The organism is Microcoleus sp. Pol10D4 (genome assembly GCF_036701555.1).
Classification (GTDB): Bacteria; Cyanobacteriota; Cyanobacteriia; order Cyanobacteriales; family Microcoleaceae; genus Microcoleus.
This window is the reverse complement of the sequence record NZ_JAUBRA010000063.1, coordinates 25,208-42,074: the sequence shown is the minus strand read 5'-3', so window position 1 is coordinate 42,074 and position 16,867 is coordinate 25,208. Positions and strand designations below refer to the sequence as shown.

The following is a 16,867-nucleotide window of genomic DNA, read 5'->3' as shown; positions in this document are numbered from 1 at the left end:
AAAAGCAAGCTAATACGCGTTCTCGAAAATTATCAAAGTTTGAGAAGCCATATCCTTGTCGCATAATTAATTTAATTTGATTATTTATCCCTGACATTACTCCACTTGTTGTGCGATTAATAAAGTAATTACAAATTCCTTCAAAGCGATTAACAATTGTCGAAGCTGATTCTTGGAAAAATATTTCCGCATAATTCAGCCAATCCTTGAACTCTGTCTGAGCTACTGTGACGGTCATATTGGTTTCAGATTTTCTCGAAACTCTTCTTTCATCTCGTAGGCAATTCTTAAGCATTCTGATTTCTTTCTGGGGGGTGACAAAGAAGTCTAGGAGATAGACCGAATCAGGGTTACAGCCCGCATACCTTGTTGACAAAAGCGGCGTTTATTTCGAGGTGATGAAGTTAACTGTTCCACATCCAAAGAATATTGTTCGAGATTATTAACCCACTTTTCTCCATCTTGCGCCAACGCCAAATGTACTCCATCTTCGATATCTTGTTTTAGGTTCTTGACGCCGACATACATATTTTTCTACTTGCTTTTTCCGAAGAGCGGTGCTTTCAAATATTCCCGAACTGTAGGCGAGTGTCATGAGCAGAATCATGTTAATCAGTCGGTTTCCGTTTAAGCTAGTTCCTTCCAGATCCTAGCCTCCTGTTTGACAATTTCTCAACATTTCTTCAATGCCCATCTGTTGCTTATAAGCATCGATAGCAGACGGCAATGAACCTAAATCTGTAAGAATGAACCACGCTTCATCAACTTTCCTTGCCCCCTAGTTTCTTTTCCACTTACAAGCAACATCAAATCCAGTGGCAGGCTGACTTTTTCTGACTCTTTTACCTTGAACATATAAAGAGGTTCCTGGTACTATACCTAATTCATCTAACCGTTGCCAAACTAAATGCTCTATTTCGATTAATACAGGGTAAACGCATCTAAATTAAGTTGACATAAAATCATATTTGTGCATGAGCCATTCTCGGAGAAAACCCTTCTTAAAACTCTTAAATCTGATGCAATTAACCCAGTTAAAATCGAGCTTTAAGAACTTCTAAATTCTCAAAGCTGAATCAATTTAGCTCGGTAATCCGTTTGAGTTTTCGAGCGTTAGCTGGCAGAGTCTAAAATTTGAACTAAATAATTATTATCCATTCCCGCTAGATACCGCTTCATTGTTAAACTTCCTTTAAATCCTTTTTTCTGTTTCAGTAAATTGACAGAACTCGCGACGTAGAAGAGCAAAATTTTCAGGAGAATGATCTTTACGAATGCGACTCTTGTCTGAGCGAAAAAGTAACATCTAATGTCCAATGTAAGCTATTTTCAATGCCCCAATGACTGCGAATTGCTTGAGAAATCTTCTCGGCATTACTCGCTAAACTACTTAAATAAAACCGAACTTCTGTGGTAGTTTTATTCCACAAACGTCTTTCACTTACGAGCATCACAACCGTTTTTAATCCAGTCCATAATGATTGATTATGAAGAGGTAGCAACTCCGAGACTGCCACAGTCCAAATTTGTCTTTTTTCAACTCGATGATGCCCTGCTTCTATTTGTTGATAATAGCTATGCTCTCTGCCAGCAAACTCTTCTTTTCTAGCTAATTCAAACCAGTTTTTTACGTCTTTATGAAAAAGTTTTTGATTTCCCTTTAGAGCTAAAAGGTAATCTCCTTTCTTCTTAATTATGAGCGCTGCTATTTCTTTTTCACATCAATCGAGCATCGAGATTATGCTTTTTTCAATTTTTAGCAGGTCTAACAAAGCAGGAATTGCGGTCACTTCGTTAGATTTATTATTGACTTTTTTTGCCTTAAAACTAATTGATGGGACGCCGACCATGCACTGACTATATGTAACGGTTTTCGGCTTTGATTCCGGTCATAAGATTGTTTCATTGTTTTGCCATCAATGGCTATGACTTCTAGCTCCATTTTTTGGGTAATTGAATTTACCCAAAAAAAAACACTCTTGAAACTGCTTCGGTTCAAGTCGAGCAAATACTCGACTAAATGTATCATGAGAAGGAATTCCATTCGGCAGTTCCAGAAAACCTTTTAGCCATTCATATTTAGCTTTTCCATAGAGTTCTATTGCTCCCCACCCATCCGCACCGCTGATGACAGCTAGAATCGCAATGGCTATAATATCTATTACTAAATGCTCTTTACTTCTTTCTATGCTTGGATTGGTCAATGTCTCAAAATGGTTTAAAAAACTAACGTTCAATAAGTCTGTCGGATTCGATACACCTATTGTTTTTTGTTGGGAAGTTAAAGTCGAAGTAAACCATTTCGCCATCGATCGCCCTTATGACTTACGCACTTGATTTAGCTAATTACTTCATCTTATCATGTTTTAGGTTGAAATTAAGATGCGTTTACCCTGCACCGTCTTAAACTGCCACTCAATCTTATGACAAGGCGACTCAGAATAACAAGCCCCACACAACCGAATCGCTTCCTGTTTCATCCCCCCCAGCAGGCGGTAACATTTGCACTAACAGAATAATTAGGATTTTCTAACCGTTCTAATTCATGTTTGATATCTTCCCCATCCCCTAATTGACTTTTTTTGAGTTCCCATACTCTTCCTGGTAACGCAGATGCTTTGGCTCCGCCTCGCCTTAATTCCCAGCCTATTTCACAATACAAGACGCATCCAACACCACTACAATTTCATTCTGAAAAACAGCACAACTTGTGATTGCTGAAGCTAAGGCGGGAATTTTCTCTTGTTCGAGAGAAAGCCTCGCCTGCGGTGTAGAATCAAATTGATTTAGCCAGCCATCATCCTTTATATACTGAAGAGTCAAAGCATTGCGATCGAGCATCCAAAAATCAACTCCATAGCTATTAATGAAACTTTGCAATACAGCTCGATCTGGAGTGTATTGAGCGCGAATTAAATCGTTAAGTCGCTGCCGATATCTGCTGTAGTAACCTTTCTGATAAGGCACGGCATATTCCTTTGCGACCAAAACAGAACGCTGGCTAAATGTTGGCAAATAATCCGTATTGGTGGCGATCGAAGCAATCAAGATATCTTTAGGTTGTTGCTCAAAAAACTTGTACAAACCCGGCATTTTACCCTCTACATACCCAACTGTGGGAAATTTTTCTACCAAGCAGGGATAAAGGATAACGGCGATAGCGATTGTCGCTGTCGTAATTAGTGCTAGTAGATTTTTTACATCAAATATTGTTGCGGTTTTTGATGCCAAATGACCGACTCCATCGATAATTAAAGTGAGGGCGATCGCAGTTATTATAACCACAATAAATCGCAAGCTGTATGCCGTATAGCGACCTGGTTGATACAGCTTAAAAATGGTAGCGTGAGCAGCAAAAAACATCGCCGAGGATGCTAAAAATAGCTGAAGCAAAAGCCAGATTTGGCGTTGAATCTGATTTGCTAAGGGAAAAGCCGATCGCAAAAACAGCAGCAGCGGAAATAACAGCCCGACACAGTGAGTTACAGGCGTAAACAGCGACTTGGGAAACATCCCGCTACCCCGCCCTGTCAACCAATAATCTTTAGGATTGGGACGAAAAAAAGCATTTCTGCCGCTGGGGAGAAATTCGGCCATTTGCTTCGCTTCTGCTGCGGTATAAGTTGGGCCAAATTCAGAGTTATCTAAGGCATAGGGCAGCATTACTAAAAAGATTACTCCCAAACCTGTAGTGCAAAATAGGTAATTAGTTCGATCGCCCGACAAGCGCAAACCGCCGTTTTTCCAGCATAGCAGCCGCAAAACTAAAATTCCAGCAGCAACCAAGGCGTAAGGAGGATAGAATAGTCCGATCAGGGCGATCGCCCCTAAACAAGGCAGCAAGGAACTGCGCGACAAATAATATAAAATAGCCAGGAATATCGGATATATAAAAGCTCTTGCCGTTGCGGAAGCCAAATCATCTGTCATCCACATATGCTGATTTAGCAGCAAAGAGGCAATAAATCCAGTCATCGGCACTGGCAGCATTTCTAGGCAAAGGCCAAAACAGTAATAAGTGGAGATTAAGCCGAGAAATAGCGGCAATATTTTGTGAAGAAATAGCGGGTGAATACCAACTGTTGCGGCTAATTTGTAGAGGGTGCTGTATCCTGCGGGGGCGACAGATTGAAAGTAATTAGCAATGAAATCGTTGGGGAATAATTCAGGATCGACAAATCGCATCATCCAGAAAACGTGCTGCCTCGCATCGTCTTGCACGATATACTCACCGCTAAAGGCTTGCTTCAACCCTAAAATAGCATAGAGGGCGGCAAATGTCAGGCTCAGAGTCAACCAAAATATTGTGTGCGATCGGGATTTGCGATCGACTGTAGCAGTCAGAAATTTGTGCAACGGAGCTATTAATACCATTGGAGATTTTAGATTTTAGATTAAAGAATTGGGAAGGACTGATTCTCAAAACTAGGATTATATCATGCCCGGTAAATTACCCCAAATAAAAAGTGTTTGTCGTGAAGAATTTAGTGCTCACGACAAACCGCTTTATTTTCAACAGCGCCCTATTTTAGATTATTTTCCAGGACGCACACCCGCAATTTTAAGCCGAATTCGATAAAGACTTGTACTTCCCGTAATATAAAGCGTTTTGCGATCGCTTTCTCCCCAAGCCAAATTAGTCGCCGTCTCAGGTACAGAAATCTTCCCCAAAAGCTTACCATCCGGCGAGAAAATCCACACTCCCCCCGGCCCGGTGCTGTAAACATTCCCCTCTACATCAACTTTTAAACCGTCGGGTACTCCGCTTTGACTGGCATCTTTTAACTCCGCAAAAAGCCGCTGGTTGGTAAAAGTTCCGTCTGGTTTTACATCGAAAACGGCAATGTATCCCGCTTCCGAATTATTGACATAAAGTTTTTGCTCGTCTGGCGAAAAAGCGATGCCATTCGGCAGCACCAAATCCTTAACCAGCAGAGTTAATTTTCCGTCGGGGGCTAGCCTGTAAACACCGTAAAAACCCAATTCTTCCTGCTCCTTACTAACACCGTAGGACGGATCTGTAAAATAAATGCTGCCGTCGGATTTAACAACCAAATCGTTCGGACTGTTGAGCCGCTTGCCCTCGTATCTATCCGCCAATGTGATAACTTTGCCGTCCTTTTCTGTGCGCGATACGCGGCGATTTTCGTGTTCGGCAGTAAGTAAGCGATTTTCTTTGTCTAAAGTATTCCCGTTGGCTTTCCCCGAAGGGCGGCGAAATACCTTAACTTGCTGATTTGAGGCGAATTTATAGATAATATTGGCGGGAATATCGCTGAACAGCAAAAAGCCGTCAGGATGCCAAATTGGGCCTTCTATAAATTGAAAGTCTCCAGCTACTTTTTCTAATTTTGCGCTGTCATCGAGAATACTTTGCATGGTATTTTTGTACCGGTTTTCCGTTTGGGCGGTCAACTTTGTTAAGTTACCCCTGAGTTTTTTGCTGGGGTTGCTGACTGCTAAACTTAATACTATCAACAACAAACTAATTGTAGCAATTTTGAATGTCATGTTTGCTCGTAACTGAATTACTTCCTTTCCACCATAAGATTACCTATCTCTTTCTTTACTTCTTCCTGGTTTTTTCTGTGCGACAAGAGCGCTATCGCCCCGCTTCACTAACACATTGAAAGCAGTTAGTTCCCTCACTATTTTGATAAGAAAAATATAATTGAGAGCGGTATTAAATTATATAGTACCGTATGTAACCAAAAAAATAAGCTCGAAAATGCGAGCTTAATTATATTTAACTTAAAAGGTTTCACCTGGTCAACTGTTAAGCAGGAAATGACACGAATAGAAGTGCAATACCGATCGCGATCGCCCCTATACCCATCACAACAGACCAGAAGCGGTGATAGCTACTAACCACCGTACCGCTATCGCTTTCAAGCTGAATCAAATCTATCCAAGGTGCAACGCCCCGGCGGAACCAACCTAAAGTCCTAACATCCATCCCAATCAAACTTTCAACCCGTTTCATGCCAAACAGAAAATTACCAATTGGCCCAAAACGAGAAGCATAGCGCAGATAAATCATTCCCGTTCTGTCTTGCAATTTCAAATCAGAACCAAACGCATAACCCGCATCGCCGCGACCAATTAATTCGCCATGCAGTTGCGCCGGTTGACCCCGCAAAGGACTTGCATAGGGGTCAGACATTAAGGTTAAAACATCCAAATGTTCTGCTTGTTGGTAATTCGGGAACATCACCAAAGTCTTGAGCACAATTCCCACACCCAAACCGATGAAAGGACAAGCAACCATCATCATCGGGTTTACAGCATACAGGGAAATGCCGATCGCAAAACCCACCGCTAAGCCCAGAGTTTCTGCACTGTACAGCAGCAAATCGAACACAAAGTTTCCGTACAATTTCCGCTTGCTCAAATCGTTGCCTTCGCCGACAATCCGACCCATGTCAAACTCAATATCCAAGCCTAATTGTTCGGCATAAGTGCTCAAAGCGCGAACTCGTTTACCAGTCAGCGGGTGAGTCGAGTTCAACTCCATCCACCAACCCCACGGATTAAACATATCCCACAAAAACACTCGCCCAATCTTTTCTGGTTGCGAAGAAATCCTGTAAGCAGTCCCAGTAGATGTGGCAGCTTTGGCATCGTAAATGCCTAAAGCGCGAGTTCCTTCTAACAAAATGCTGGGTTCTTTTGCCCTTTGTCCTTCTTCCAAAATACCGTAAGCAATTTTTACCAAAGCGCGAGACAAAGCATTGGGGTTGCCAGTAGTTTCGGCGGCAAAATGGTCGGCAAAATATTCTCGTGTCCGCGACAAATACAGCAATAAATAAGTGCCAGCGATGTAAAACAAATAAGCAACAGCAGCTACAGTACCCGCCGCATCTTTAGCTTTGTCGCCACCACTTCGACCCATCCTGTGAGCTGTAGTGTAAATTAAATAAGTAATCTGCACCAAAGTCGAAGCTAAAGTCATTACTGCAAAGTCCCAGTGGACGATGTGACCGAGTTCGTGGGCGTAAACAGTGGCAATTTCCTCGTCGTCTAAATAGGTAAAAAGACCTTGACTGACCACTAAGCGAGCGCTGTTTGGAAATGAACCGTAAGTAAAAGCAGTAGGGTTTTGGTCGTCGATAATTCCTAAACGCGGAGAAGAGAGTTTTTTCTGCTTGCAAACCTTCTGAATAACTTTAGCTGTTTCGGGACTTAGGCTTTCAATTTCTGCTAGGGAAACCCAGCGAGTATTGTAGAGCCAATTTTGGCTTAAGTCCATCAAGTAAGGCGATAGGAAAAAAGCAGCGATGTTAAAAATCAGAGTTATGGGAAGTGCGATCGCCAATCCGGCAACTGGATCGGGACTGTTGAGAATTAAAACTGATGCTAAAGATAGCGCTAGCACCATACCAAACAGCAGGCTGATGGTGACGCCGGAAGCTAAAACGAGATTTCCGCCAGTTTTCTGTATCAGTTTAACGCCGGCTTTGGCGGCTCGCCCTGCCTTGCGTAAAGGGGCATGAGATGACATAATAATCTCCAAAGGTTATTGACAAATGGAAATGACCGTGGGATTTTATCTATACTTCACTGTTTTAACCTGTTAATGCGGATTGCTGTAAGGGGTCTCAACAAAAATATAGAATTTCCTCTAGAATTGTTAAGACTGAAAACCGGCGCGAAATTTATTTGTGCGGATTCAATTCACAACTCAAAATTCAAAACCCAACAATCAAAACTATTTAAAAGTTACTGCCATGTCTATTATTGAAATTGCCCAAAAAACGCGCGTATCTGCTAGAAAATTGGCAGTTTTGTCCGCTGATGCCAAAAATCACGCTATTGAGGCTATTGCGAAAGCTTTAGAAACTGCTGCGCCGGATATTGTGGCAGCGAATGCGGCTGACTGCAAGGCTGCCCAGGCGGATGGAATTGCGAAACCGCTGTACGATCGCCTCAAGTTGGATGAGAGCAAGTTGAAAAGTGCGATCGCAGGCGTGCGCGACGTTGCGAAACTCCCTGAGCCGATCGGTGTCGTGCAAATTCACCGTGAATTGGATACAGGATTAATTCTGAAGCGCATCACCTGTCCTTTGGGCGTTTTAGGCATTATTTTTGAAGCGCGCCCCGAAGCTTTAATTCAGATAGTATCCTTGGCAATCAAATCAGGAAATGGCGTCATTCTCAAAGGAGGCAAAGAGGCAGTCCGTTCCTGCGAAATCTTGACGAAAGTGATACATCAAGCATTAGCAGAAACTGCCGTCAATCCCGAAGTCGTGCAGTTGCTCACTACGCGGGAAGAAACTATCGAACTGCTGAAAATGGATGAATATGTAGATTTAATTATTCCCAGAGGTTCTAATTCCTTCGTGCGGTTCGTGCAGGAAAATACCCGAATTCCCGTGTTAGGACACGCCGACGGAATTTGTCATTTGTATGCAGACAAAGCGGCGGATATTCAGAAAGCCGTAGAGATTTCTGTAGATGCAAAAACCCAGTATCCAGCCGCCTGCAATGCCATTGAAACTTTGTTAGTTCACAGTGCGATCGCCCCCAAATTCCTGCCCGCTGTCGCCGCAGCTTTGCAGCAGAAAAAAGTCGAATTGCGGGGAGACGAAAAAACTCGCGCCATCCTAGAAAATATTGCCGAAGCAAATGAAGCGGATTGGTCTACAGAATACAGCGATTTAATTTTATCAATCAAAATAGTAGATTCTGTGGAAGAGGCAATCAACCATATCAATACATATGGTTCCAGACATACAGATGTCATTGTTACCGAAGACAGCGAAGCCGCCGAAACATTTTTAAATGGAGTCGATGCGGCCGGAGTCTATCACAATTGTTCGACTCGATTTGCCGACGGTTTCCGCTACGGTTTCGGTGCAGAAGTGGGGATTAGCACGCAGCAAATGCCACCTCGCGGGCCTGTTGGTTTAGAGGGGTTGATTACCTATAAGTATCGAGTTGTTGGAGATGGCCATATTGCCGCGAGTTATGTAGGGAAAGATGCTAAGGAATTTACTCATCGAGATTTGTAAGCATTTGAGTAATTCTTGTCCTTGGTGCTACTAGATTTTCCCTTAGTCCGTAAAGCTGTGAGACTATCCCACTTTTCTACTGTCGGTTTATACAACCAATGCTCTAGTTTAGCTTCATCTACATATCCTCTTAGTTCGGGATCGGGCCAAATGTGTAGTCGCTCTTCACACCGGGCATCTTTTGCGGCTTCTTCAATATATTCCCATTGTTTGTTAAAGCATTCTGCCCATGATTTTCTAGTCATAATTGAATGAGCAAAATCTAAACCTGCTGCTGTCATTCGCTTACCATTACTCCCGCGAGCATTAATGGGTTCCCAAAAAATAACCTCTGGATTCACAGTCATGATTTTCTCTAGATATCTTTTAAAGTCATCCAATGTTAGGGTAGGAGGAGTGGGAGCCATTGCAACATACAATCTACATCCAGCTTCATGACCTTTTAGCAAAGCTTCATAGCGTTTAGAAGGTGGAGGTGATTGAGGCTCTATCTTGCGAATCAGCTCGTCATCATCTAGGTATGGCAAACTCATGCCAACTGTCACATTAGGATTTTTGAGAATTTCGAGATCGTTTACCCACAATAAACCACGAGTTAGAATTCTGACTCTTTTGTTATATTTTAAGAGAACCTCGACGGTCTTGCGAGTTATATTTGCCGTTTGCTGGTTTTGATATGGGTCAGTACCCGAACACAGTAAAACAACTCCTTTTCCTTCTGGCGTCTCGCGCCAAGACTTTTTGCGACTTAAGTTTTTTTCTAGTAACTCGGGTATATCTTCACGAACAAAAAGATACTGTCCCCAGTCCATTTGAGGATTGCTTACTCCCCTTTCCCGTAGTTGTGCTTGCTTTGTCCTAATGGCTGGCGTTGAGGGTACATAACAAAAGGTACACCCGTGCAGACAACCAGAGGCTACGTTAATTACATAGTCGCATAGTCCCTTCTTATTAAGCGCACTCTCTTGCAGTGGATTGACAATTTTTTCTGTGCCTTTGACGATAGACATTATATGCCTCTGTTTATGGTTGTGAGAGTTTCGGGAGCTTAGTTATTTAGGAATCAGATGTAAAAAACTTACTCTTATAAAATAATGAAATTTGATATTTTTGGGGTAGTTTTATTATATCATTTTTTTGCAATTTAACTCGCTTACTGCTTAATAACTTATCCTTTCTCCAAACTTCTATTTCTTTATCCTCAATATATCTGTTGATATATTCATTATAGAGCCTTCGGTTAGCTGGATTAAGTACCATTGTTTTTTTCTTTATTTCTCCAAAAGAAATACCTTCGGGATTTTTTCTGATTAAACCTCCCACATCTCGATCTAACTTATCCATACAAACTTCATAGCTATCTTTGGTGATATTCAATTGGAGGGAAATTTGATTCTGATTATAATAATCAGCAGTTTTAAGTCCATATCCATATATTTCATAATGGTATTGATAATCTAGATTGTTCTCTAAATCAAAGCAATCTTTGATAACTTCCAATGCTGTTAAGTTCTTAGAAAGATGCAGTAGATAGTATAGTACATTACTTTCTCCTTTAGGAATCAGTGCAAAAGTAAAAACATATTCTGATTTACCTCTTTCAATAAAGAGTTTGACAGTTTGGTCTCTCAAATAACACTGTTCTCCCATGCTTGTGTCTTCTAAGTTGGCTTTTTCATAATATCCATCTGCTTCAAGAACTTGTTCAAAAGCAGATTTCAGTGTTGTGTATCTTTCAAGAAGAAACCTTTTGATATAAGAAATCATGTAAGTATATAAAATTTCCGAACCCCTGAGATTATTTAAGTCTCTAATAGTTCCCATTGAAACATCTGTCCAACCAAAGGGATCTAGCAAAAAGAAAGAATGACCTCTACGAGTTTCAACTGTAAAAATACAGGATTTTACTAAATTTTCAAATTCTCCCTGTAGAAATTCACATTGCTCTATCCTATCTCCATAACTCTCATTAAATGTATGCGGTTGTTCGTCAACTAATTCTCCTAAATTCGCTTTAATCATTGAATAATTTTTGAGACAACTCAGGTGCGATTTTTTACTATCTATAAAAATAAATTTTACATTTAATGGTTGTGAATAAATTCGTTTGGATTTTTGATGTGCTTTTCTTACAGCTTTTATAATTTTAATAGGAGAACCTTCCCATTCATCACTACCATCTTTATACATACCGCCCCCACAAAAGCCATCTATAAAAGTAAATGTAGTTTCTCCAAAACGAGTTTTTTCATAAAGTGTATATATTAGGTTTTCAATATATTTTTCTATAATTTGATGTTTGGATTTAGTATGAGGATCTATTGTTGGAATATTACTTCCGTCTGCACTCCATTTTGGCTGTGAATCACTCATGTTGATTATCTGCTGAAATAAAATTAGTGGCATAACTTATTTATCAAATATTACCAGATAGGTTGACCAGGTGCAACTACCTCAATAAAAAGTGTTAGCTTTCTTAAATTTCTGGTCAATTCGTTCCTGAATCAAGGTACAAAGTCTAGTGTGTCAATCAGATAAGATTGACCTAATTAGCTGAAGTTGTGCAGGAAGCTTTGGCTAAATCCGGCGATCGCCCTCGCATTCAAACAAACTTAGCTACAATAAGCTATACTGTGCTCGGCGACTCCCCAAATCGAACAATTTGCCGTGGTTTATGTCTAACTCATCTCTCCTCACCCCAGGTTCGACTCTCGAAAAACGCTACCGCATCCTCCGCGAATTGGGCCGAGGCGGTTTCGGCCGCACTTACCTCGCCGAAGATATCAACCGCTACAACGAAAATTGCGTGCTCAAAGAGTTTTCTCCGGTGGTTCACAGCCCGAAAGCGGCCGAATTGTTCGATCGCGAAGCAAGTATGCTTTACCACCTCCAACACCCGCAAATTCCCCGCTTTCGAGAACTCTTGCGAACGGATTTGGGCGGCAATCAATCTTTATTTTTAGTACAAGATTATATCAACGGTCAAACCTACGAAGAAATATTGATATCGCGTCAGCAACAAGGTGAAAATTTTACCGAAGCCGAAGTTACTCAACTGCTATTTCAGCTTTTACCAGTTTTAGAATACATCCACTCGAAAAATTTAATTCACCGCGATATTTCCCCGGATAATATTATTCAGCATGATGCTGACAAACTACCCTTTTTAATTGATTTCGGTTCCGTCAAGCAAATCGCAGCCAATGCCGTACTTCAGTTTAACGGACAATCGGATACGGCGATCGGCAAACAGGGTTATTCGCCCACGGAACAAATGCGGCTGGGAAAAGTTTCTGCTGCTAGCGATTTATACGCTTTAGCCGTCACGGCTTTGGTACTGCTAAGCGGCAAAAAGCCTCAAAAATTGTACGATATCAATAATAAAAATTGGGATTGGCGATCGCACGTCACAGTCAGTCAAAATCTCGGTACTGTATTGGATCGGATGTTATCAGAACAACCGGGCGATCGCTACCAATCTGCAAAAGCAGTCCGCGAAGCACTCAAAGATCCAAAACTCTCTCAAATTGGCAGTATAATTTCCCAAATGGTGACAATGAACTTTGTCGGCCGCCCGTTCAAAAACACCACCCAAACTGCTACCCGTAATCATACTCCTGTTCACCAAAATCCTCAACTGGTTAATAACCACAGCACATTCAAGTTAATTCCTTGGAAAACCCTAGGCAGTTTAAGTGTGATTTTGGTGCCGGGAATTTTAGCTTTTAGTGTAGTCAAATCTGGTTTCACGTTGCCAAATTTGCCTGATTTACCTAAATTTTCTTCGCGCCAGCAACCTCCCGATACATCCTTAGAGGAAGCCGAAATAATTCGTCAAGAAAAGATTGGTAAACGGCGCAAAAATCTCAACATTAATCAAGATATATTCTATCAAAAAGTGGATGAATTATATTACAATAAATATCCAGAATTACAAGGGCGCAGCTTGACAGAAAAGCCAGAAGATGCTGCAATTAGGCGGAAATGGTATGAAGTTGCTGAGGATTTACTGGACAAGTTGGAGAAAGGAGGAGAGTTGTGAAATTTAAGATAGAATAAGAGTGATTGAACCGCAGAGGGCGCAAAGAGCGCAGAGGGAAGCGGAAAAGGGCAAAAAAAGAGAGGGAAGAGAAAAAGAACTTTATCTGGTTTAATACAAATTGGTTAGGCAACGCACTTTTAGTTTATTGCAAAATGGATTCTATTCAACTTACAGGAATTCGCTGCTACGGATATACGGGCTATCTGCCGGAAGAGCAAGTTTTGGGCCAGTGGTTTGAAGTGGATGTTACTCTCTGGCTGGATTTATCGCAAGCTGGAAAAAGTGATGATATTCAACATACTCTTGATTACCGCAGCGCAATTACTCTGATTCAAAAGCTAGTCCAAGAGTCGAAATTTTTATTAATCGAACGCCTAGCAGATACTATTGCTCAAGCGCTTTTACAACTACCCTTAGTCGAGAAAGTTAAACTACAACTCTCGAAACCTGCTGCCCCCATCCCTGATTTCGGGGGTAGAATTACTCTAGAAATTACTAGAAGTCATTAGTCATTAGTTCTTAGTCCTTAGTTCTTAGTCCTTAGTCATCAGTCTTTAATCTGCATTAGTTTGTCGCTAATGACTGATGACTAATGACTGATGACTATTGATTAATTACCACTTCAGCAAGTTAAATTCTTCCATGTCTACGGTATTGCGGTTGCGATAAATCGCCAAAACAATTGCCAAACCCACCGCAGCCTCAGCCGCCGCTACCGTAACTACAAACACGGTAAATACTTGTCCCTTAACTTGTACGGGGTCGAGATAATTGGAGAAACCCATCAAATTGAGATTGACAGCATTCAGCATCAACTCGATCGACATCAACACGCGCACTGCATTTCGGCTGGTAATCAAACCGTAAATACCAATACAGAAAAGAGCGGCGGCTAATAACAGGAAATACTGGAGTTGCAGTTGCATAAATTTTGCGATTTTGTCTCAATCTAAAGTTACTACAAAACTAACACTATGGTGCGCTAAGCGCACCATAATATTACTTAGATTCTGGCGAAGACACATCTCCGGCAGAAACTAATTCGCGAGGTCTTTCCGGCAAACTCAAAGCAGGTGTTTCGGATAGCTTCTTTGACAGTTCATCCGGGAAGAAATCGCGGCGCGCCAACACAATTGCCCCTACCATTGCCATCAACAAAAACACTGATGCTAACTCGAAAGGCAGCAAAAAGTCGGTGAAGAAATGTTTGGCGATTGTGACGATCGAACTTTCCGCTGGTGCTCCTGTCGTTGCCACAATAGCCCAAGGAGTAGACACCACCATCGTACCCAACAGTGCAAACAAGCCTACGCAAACTACCGCTGTTGCTACTTGACGCACCCAAGCGTTGGGAATAGTGCGGAAATCTTCGCGCTTGTTCACCAACATAATCGCAAACAAAATCAACACGTTAACAGCGCCAACATAAATCAATACCTGCGCTGCTGCTACAAAGTCGGCATTCAGCAACAGGTACAAGCCGGCAATGCTGGTAAATACGCCGCACAGCAAAAATGCTGAGTAAACGATGTTGGAGAACAACACTACTCCTAGTGCTCCTGCAATCATCATTACGGACAATATTCCAAACGAAACAATTTGAACCCCTTCAGCTAGATTCACAATTTTTTATCCTCAATTATTAGTTTTCTATTGTTCGTTTTTACTCATTAGTTAGCAGTCATTAATAATTGGTTATTTCACTAATAACTGATGACTGCTGACTAATGACTAATTACTTACTTTTCGATAATTTCCTCGGGACGCAGACCGGCGCGGCGATCGGTGTAGGAAACTTCATGGGGGTCGATCGCACCTTTCGGCAAATAAGCGAATTCCCGCATCGGTGTCACCATCGGATCGTCTGTAACCTTGTAGGGCAAACGTCCGAGGGCCACGTTGTCAAAATTCAATTCATGACGTTCGTAGGTGGCTAACTCGTATTCTTCTGTCATGGACAAACAATTAGTCGGACAATATTCTACGCAGTTGCCGCAGAAGATACACACTCCGAAATCGATACTGTAGTGCTTGAGTTGTTTCTTCTTAGTTTCTTTGTTAAATTCCCAATCCACCACAGGCAAATTGATCGGACACACCCGAACGCAGACTTCGCAGGAGATGCACTTGTCAAATTCAAAGTGAATTCGGCCCCGAAAACGTTCGGACGGAATCAATTTTTCGTAAGGATACTGCACCGTAATCGGTCGGCGTCTCATGTGGTCAAAAGTAACAGCTAGACCTTGACCGATATACTTAGCAGCTTGAAAACTTTCTTTGGCGTATTCGCCTACTTGATTGAGGAATTTTAGCATGGTGTTCTCTCTCTGTACTTGAGTTTTTGGTAATTGCTAATTGATAATAGGTAATTGGTTAACAGCTATTTTTTTTACTGTTGCCATTTACCTATTATGAATTAACCGCCAAAAGCAAAAGGAAAGGCAAGCTTCAAAGCTGCGGTCAATAGCAAATTAACTAAAGCAACGGGCAGCAAAAACTTCCATCCCAAATCTAGCAATTGGTCGATCCGAACTCGCGGCAGAGTCCAGCGGAGCAGAACTGCCAGAAACAGGAAAAAGTAGGCTTTCAGCATGGTCATCGTAATGCCCAGCAAGCCGGTAATTACCTGCAACCAAGGAGTCGTCTCGCTCAATCCCAGGGCATTTGTCAGCACTTCGACCGGAATCGGGCATTCCCAGCCGCCGAGGTACAAAACTGCTACTAGCAGGCAAGAAAGGACGAGGTTAACGTAGGAAGCGATATAGTACAAAGCAAATTTCATGCCTGTGTACTCAGTCTGATATCCTGCTACCAATTCTTCTTCTGCTTCCGGGAGGTCAAAGGGCAACCGTTCGCATTCTGCTAGTGCTGCAATCCAGAAAATTAGGAAACCTGCTGGTTGCCGCCAGATATTCCAGCCGACAATCCCGTAGCCAGCTTGCTGGTGTACGATGTCGATCGTACTGAGGCTGTTGGACATCATCACAACTGCCAATACTGCCAAAGCTAGGGGAATTTCGTAGCTGAGGGATTGAGCTGCGGCTCTGAGTCCTCCGAGGAGGGCGTATTTGTTGTTAGAAGCATAGCCGGACATCAGCAAGCCGATCGGCTGAATACTAGACAGGGCAATCCACAGAAATATCGCCGTCCCCATATCGGCGATCAGCATATGCTCTCCGAAGGGCACGATTAAGTAGGAGAGAAAAACTGGAATCACCACAATTACCGGGCCTAGGGTAAATAGCAGCGCGTCAGCTTTGGCCGGTACGATGTCTTCTTTGAATACCAACTTCAGACCATCAGCAACGGGTGCTAAAACTCCCAGAGGGCCGATGAATTCCGGGCCTACCCGCTGTTGAGCGGCGGCGGAAATTTTCCGTTCTAGCCAGACGCTAGTGAGTACCCCGAAAACGGCAGCGACAATCATCAGCAACATTGGCAGCGGTAGCCAAAGCACTTGGGCGATGTCCGCCGGTAAGCCCAAATTCATGAGGGCTTCTACGAAACTTCCTTGTAAGTCAATTCCTGGGTTCATTTGTCCAGCTTTTGAGCGATCAGCATATAATTTTTCACCCGTCCTTTGTAGGAGTAGGCTTAGAAATCGGGGTCTTTGTAAAGATTTTTAATGCTTTACCGCCTAATAGTATATCGCCCGACAGGCTCCAAGAACGCACAGACAAGGTGAAGTTCTAATTATATGAGCCCGCAGCGTAGCTAATGGGTGGGTAACTTATGGTTGATGGTTGACTGTTGAGTGTTGAGTGTCCGATCGATTTTGAGTAAGAAATCAATCTGGATTTATGCACTCTCGTGT

14 protein-coding genes and 1 pseudogene are annotated in these 16,867 nt (G+C 42.2%); 3 read left to right on the top strand and 12 right to left on the bottom strand.

Annotation, left to right across the window (positions count from 1 at the left end; translation table 11 throughout):
• From QUA36_RS24750 to QUA36_RS24725, 6 genes and pseudogenes are all read right to left on the bottom strand, one after another.
• A partial coding sequence (locus QUA36_RS24750; protein ID WP_333459414.1) for a transposase occupies positions 1-238 on the bottom strand: 238 nt, incomplete at its 3' end.
• Between the two features lie 89 nt (positions 239-327).
• The gene (locus QUA36_RS24745) at positions 328-528 is read right to left on the bottom strand and encodes a hypothetical protein (RefSeq protein ID WP_333459413.1); all 201 of its coding nucleotides are present in this window, start codon (positions 526-528) and stop codon (positions 328-330) included.
• Positions 529-1,113: 585 nt separating this feature from the next.
• Positions 1,114-2,309 (bottom strand): annotated as a pseudogene (locus QUA36_RS24740) (ISAs1 family transposase).
• Positions 2,310-2,646: 337 nt separating this feature from the next.
• Entirely contained in the window at positions 2,647-4,374 is a 1,728-nt protein-coding gene (locus tag QUA36_RS24735) for a hypothetical protein (RefSeq protein ID WP_333459412.1), read from the bottom strand.
• Between the two features lie 159 nt (positions 4,375-4,533).
• Positions 4,534-5,511, bottom strand: a complete 978-nt coding sequence (locus QUA36_RS24730; protein WP_333459411.1) for an SMP-30/gluconolactonase/LRE family protein — start codon at positions 5,509-5,511, stop codon at positions 4,534-4,536.
• Between the two features lie 265 nt (positions 5,512-5,776).
• Positions 5,777-7,501 (bottom strand): zinc metalloprotease HtpX, encoded by a 1,725-nt coding sequence (locus QUA36_RS24725; protein ID WP_333459410.1) that lies wholly within the window; start codon positions 7,499-7,501, stop codon positions 5,777-5,779.
• Positions 7,502-7,727: 226 nt separating this feature from the next.
• Here QUA36_RS24725 and QUA36_RS24720 point away from each other — a divergent pair, with 226 nt between their 5' ends.
• Entirely contained in the window at positions 7,728-9,011 is a 1,284-nt protein-coding gene (locus QUA36_RS24720; protein WP_333459409.1) for a glutamate-5-semialdehyde dehydrogenase, read from the top strand.
• Here the strand turns inward: QUA36_RS24720 and QUA36_RS24715 are convergent.
• Positions 8,996-10,021 (bottom strand): radical SAM protein, encoded by a 1,026-nt coding sequence (locus QUA36_RS24715; protein ID WP_333459408.1) that lies wholly within the window; start codon positions 10,019-10,021, stop codon positions 8,996-8,998. The genes QUA36_RS24720 and QUA36_RS24715 overlap by 16 nt on opposite strands.
• A gap of 46 nt (positions 10,022-10,067) precedes the next feature.
• Positions 10,068-11,417: a three-Cys-motif partner protein TcmP gene (gene tcmP, locus QUA36_RS24710; protein ID WP_333459407.1), complete on the bottom strand. Its 1,350-nt coding sequence runs from the start codon at positions 11,415-11,417 to the stop codon at positions 10,068-10,070.
• Between the two features lie 268 nt (positions 11,418-11,685).
• On the opposite strand from tcmP, the gene QUA36_RS24705 reads away from it, so the two are divergent.
• Both QUA36_RS24705 and folB read left to right on the top strand, forming a co-directional pair.
• The gene (locus QUA36_RS24705) at positions 11,686-13,053 is read left to right on the top strand and encodes a serine/threonine-protein kinase (RefSeq protein ID WP_333459406.1); all 1,368 of its coding nucleotides are present in this window, start codon (positions 11,686-11,688) and stop codon (positions 13,051-13,053) included.
• A gap of 152 nt (positions 13,054-13,205) precedes the next feature.
• A complete protein-coding gene (folB, locus tag QUA36_RS24700) occupies positions 13,206-13,562 on the top strand; it encodes a dihydroneopterin aldolase (RefSeq protein WP_333070833.1) in 357 nt (118 codons plus the stop codon).
• 105 nt (positions 13,563-13,667) lie between these two features.
• Here the strand turns inward: folB and nuoK are convergent, their stop codons facing one another.
• The 4 genes from nuoK to nuoH all read right to left on the bottom strand — a co-directional run bounded on the left by nuoK (position 13,668) and on the right by nuoH (position 16,588).
• Positions 13,668-13,973, bottom strand: coding sequence for an NADH-quinone oxidoreductase subunit NuoK (nuoK, locus tag QUA36_RS24695; RefSeq protein WP_199292736.1), 306 nt, complete (start codon positions 13,971-13,973; stop codon positions 13,668-13,670).
• 79 nt (positions 13,974-14,052) lie between these two features.
• A complete protein-coding gene (locus tag QUA36_RS24690) occupies positions 14,053-14,676 on the bottom strand; it encodes an NADH-quinone oxidoreductase subunit J (protein ID WP_333070831.1) in 624 nt (207 codons plus the stop codon).
• A 116-nt stretch (positions 14,677-14,792) separates the two neighbouring features.
• Positions 14,793-15,368 carry an NAD(P)H-quinone oxidoreductase subunit I gene (gene ndhI, locus QUA36_RS24685; RefSeq protein WP_333160607.1) on the bottom strand — a complete coding sequence of 192 codons (576 nt, stop codon included), beginning with the start codon at positions 15,366-15,368 and terminating at the stop codon, positions 14,793-14,795.
• A gap of 101 nt (positions 15,369-15,469) precedes the next feature.
• Entirely contained in the window at positions 15,470-16,588 is a 1,119-nt protein-coding gene (gene nuoH, locus QUA36_RS24680; RefSeq protein WP_333075256.1) for an NADH-quinone oxidoreductase subunit NuoH, read from the bottom strand.
• Between the last annotated feature and the right edge of the window lie 279 nt (positions 16,589-16,867).

What these genes read in the sequence shown, in the direction of transcription:
- QUA36_RS24745 (WP_333459413.1), bottom strand. Translation starts at nt 528, where the DNA reads ATGTATGTCGGCGTCAAGAACCTAAAACAAGATATCGAAGATGGAGTA.
- QUA36_RS24735 (WP_333459412.1), bottom strand. Translation starts at nt 4,374, where the DNA reads ATGGTATTAATAGCTCCGTTGCACAAATTTCTGACTGCTACAGTCGAT.
- QUA36_RS24730 (WP_333459411.1), bottom strand. Translation starts at nt 5,511, where the DNA reads ATGACATTCAAAATTGCTACAATTAGTTTGTTGTTGATAGTATTAAGT.
- QUA36_RS24725 (WP_333459410.1), bottom strand. Translation starts at nt 7,501, where the DNA reads ATGTCATCTCATGCCCCTTTACGCAAGGCAGGGCGAGCCGCCAAAGCC.
- QUA36_RS24720 (WP_333459409.1), top strand. Translation starts at nt 7,728, where the DNA reads ATGTCTATTATTGAAATTGCCCAAAAAACGCGCGTATCTGCTAGAAAA.
- QUA36_RS24715 (WP_333459408.1), bottom strand. Translation starts at nt 10,021, where the DNA reads ATGTCTATCGTCAAAGGCACAGAAAAAATTGTCAATCCACTGCAAGAG.
- tcmP (WP_333459407.1), bottom strand. Translation starts at nt 11,417, where the DNA reads ATGCCACTAATTTTATTTCAGCAGATAATCAACATGAGTGATTCACAG.
- QUA36_RS24705 (WP_333459406.1), top strand. Translation starts at nt 11,686, where the DNA reads ATGTCTAACTCATCTCTCCTCACCCCAGGTTCGACTCTCGAAAAACGC.
- folB (WP_333070833.1), top strand. Translation starts at nt 13,206, where the DNA reads ATGGATTCTATTCAACTTACAGGAATTCGCTGCTACGGATATACGGGC.
- ndhI (WP_333160607.1), bottom strand. Translation starts at nt 15,368, where the DNA reads ATGCTAAAATTCCTCAATCAAGTAGGCGAATACGCCAAAGAAAGTTTT.
- nuoH (WP_333075256.1), bottom strand. Translation starts at nt 16,588, where the DNA reads ATGAACCCAGGAATTGACTTACAAGGAAGTTTCGTAGAAGCCCTCATG.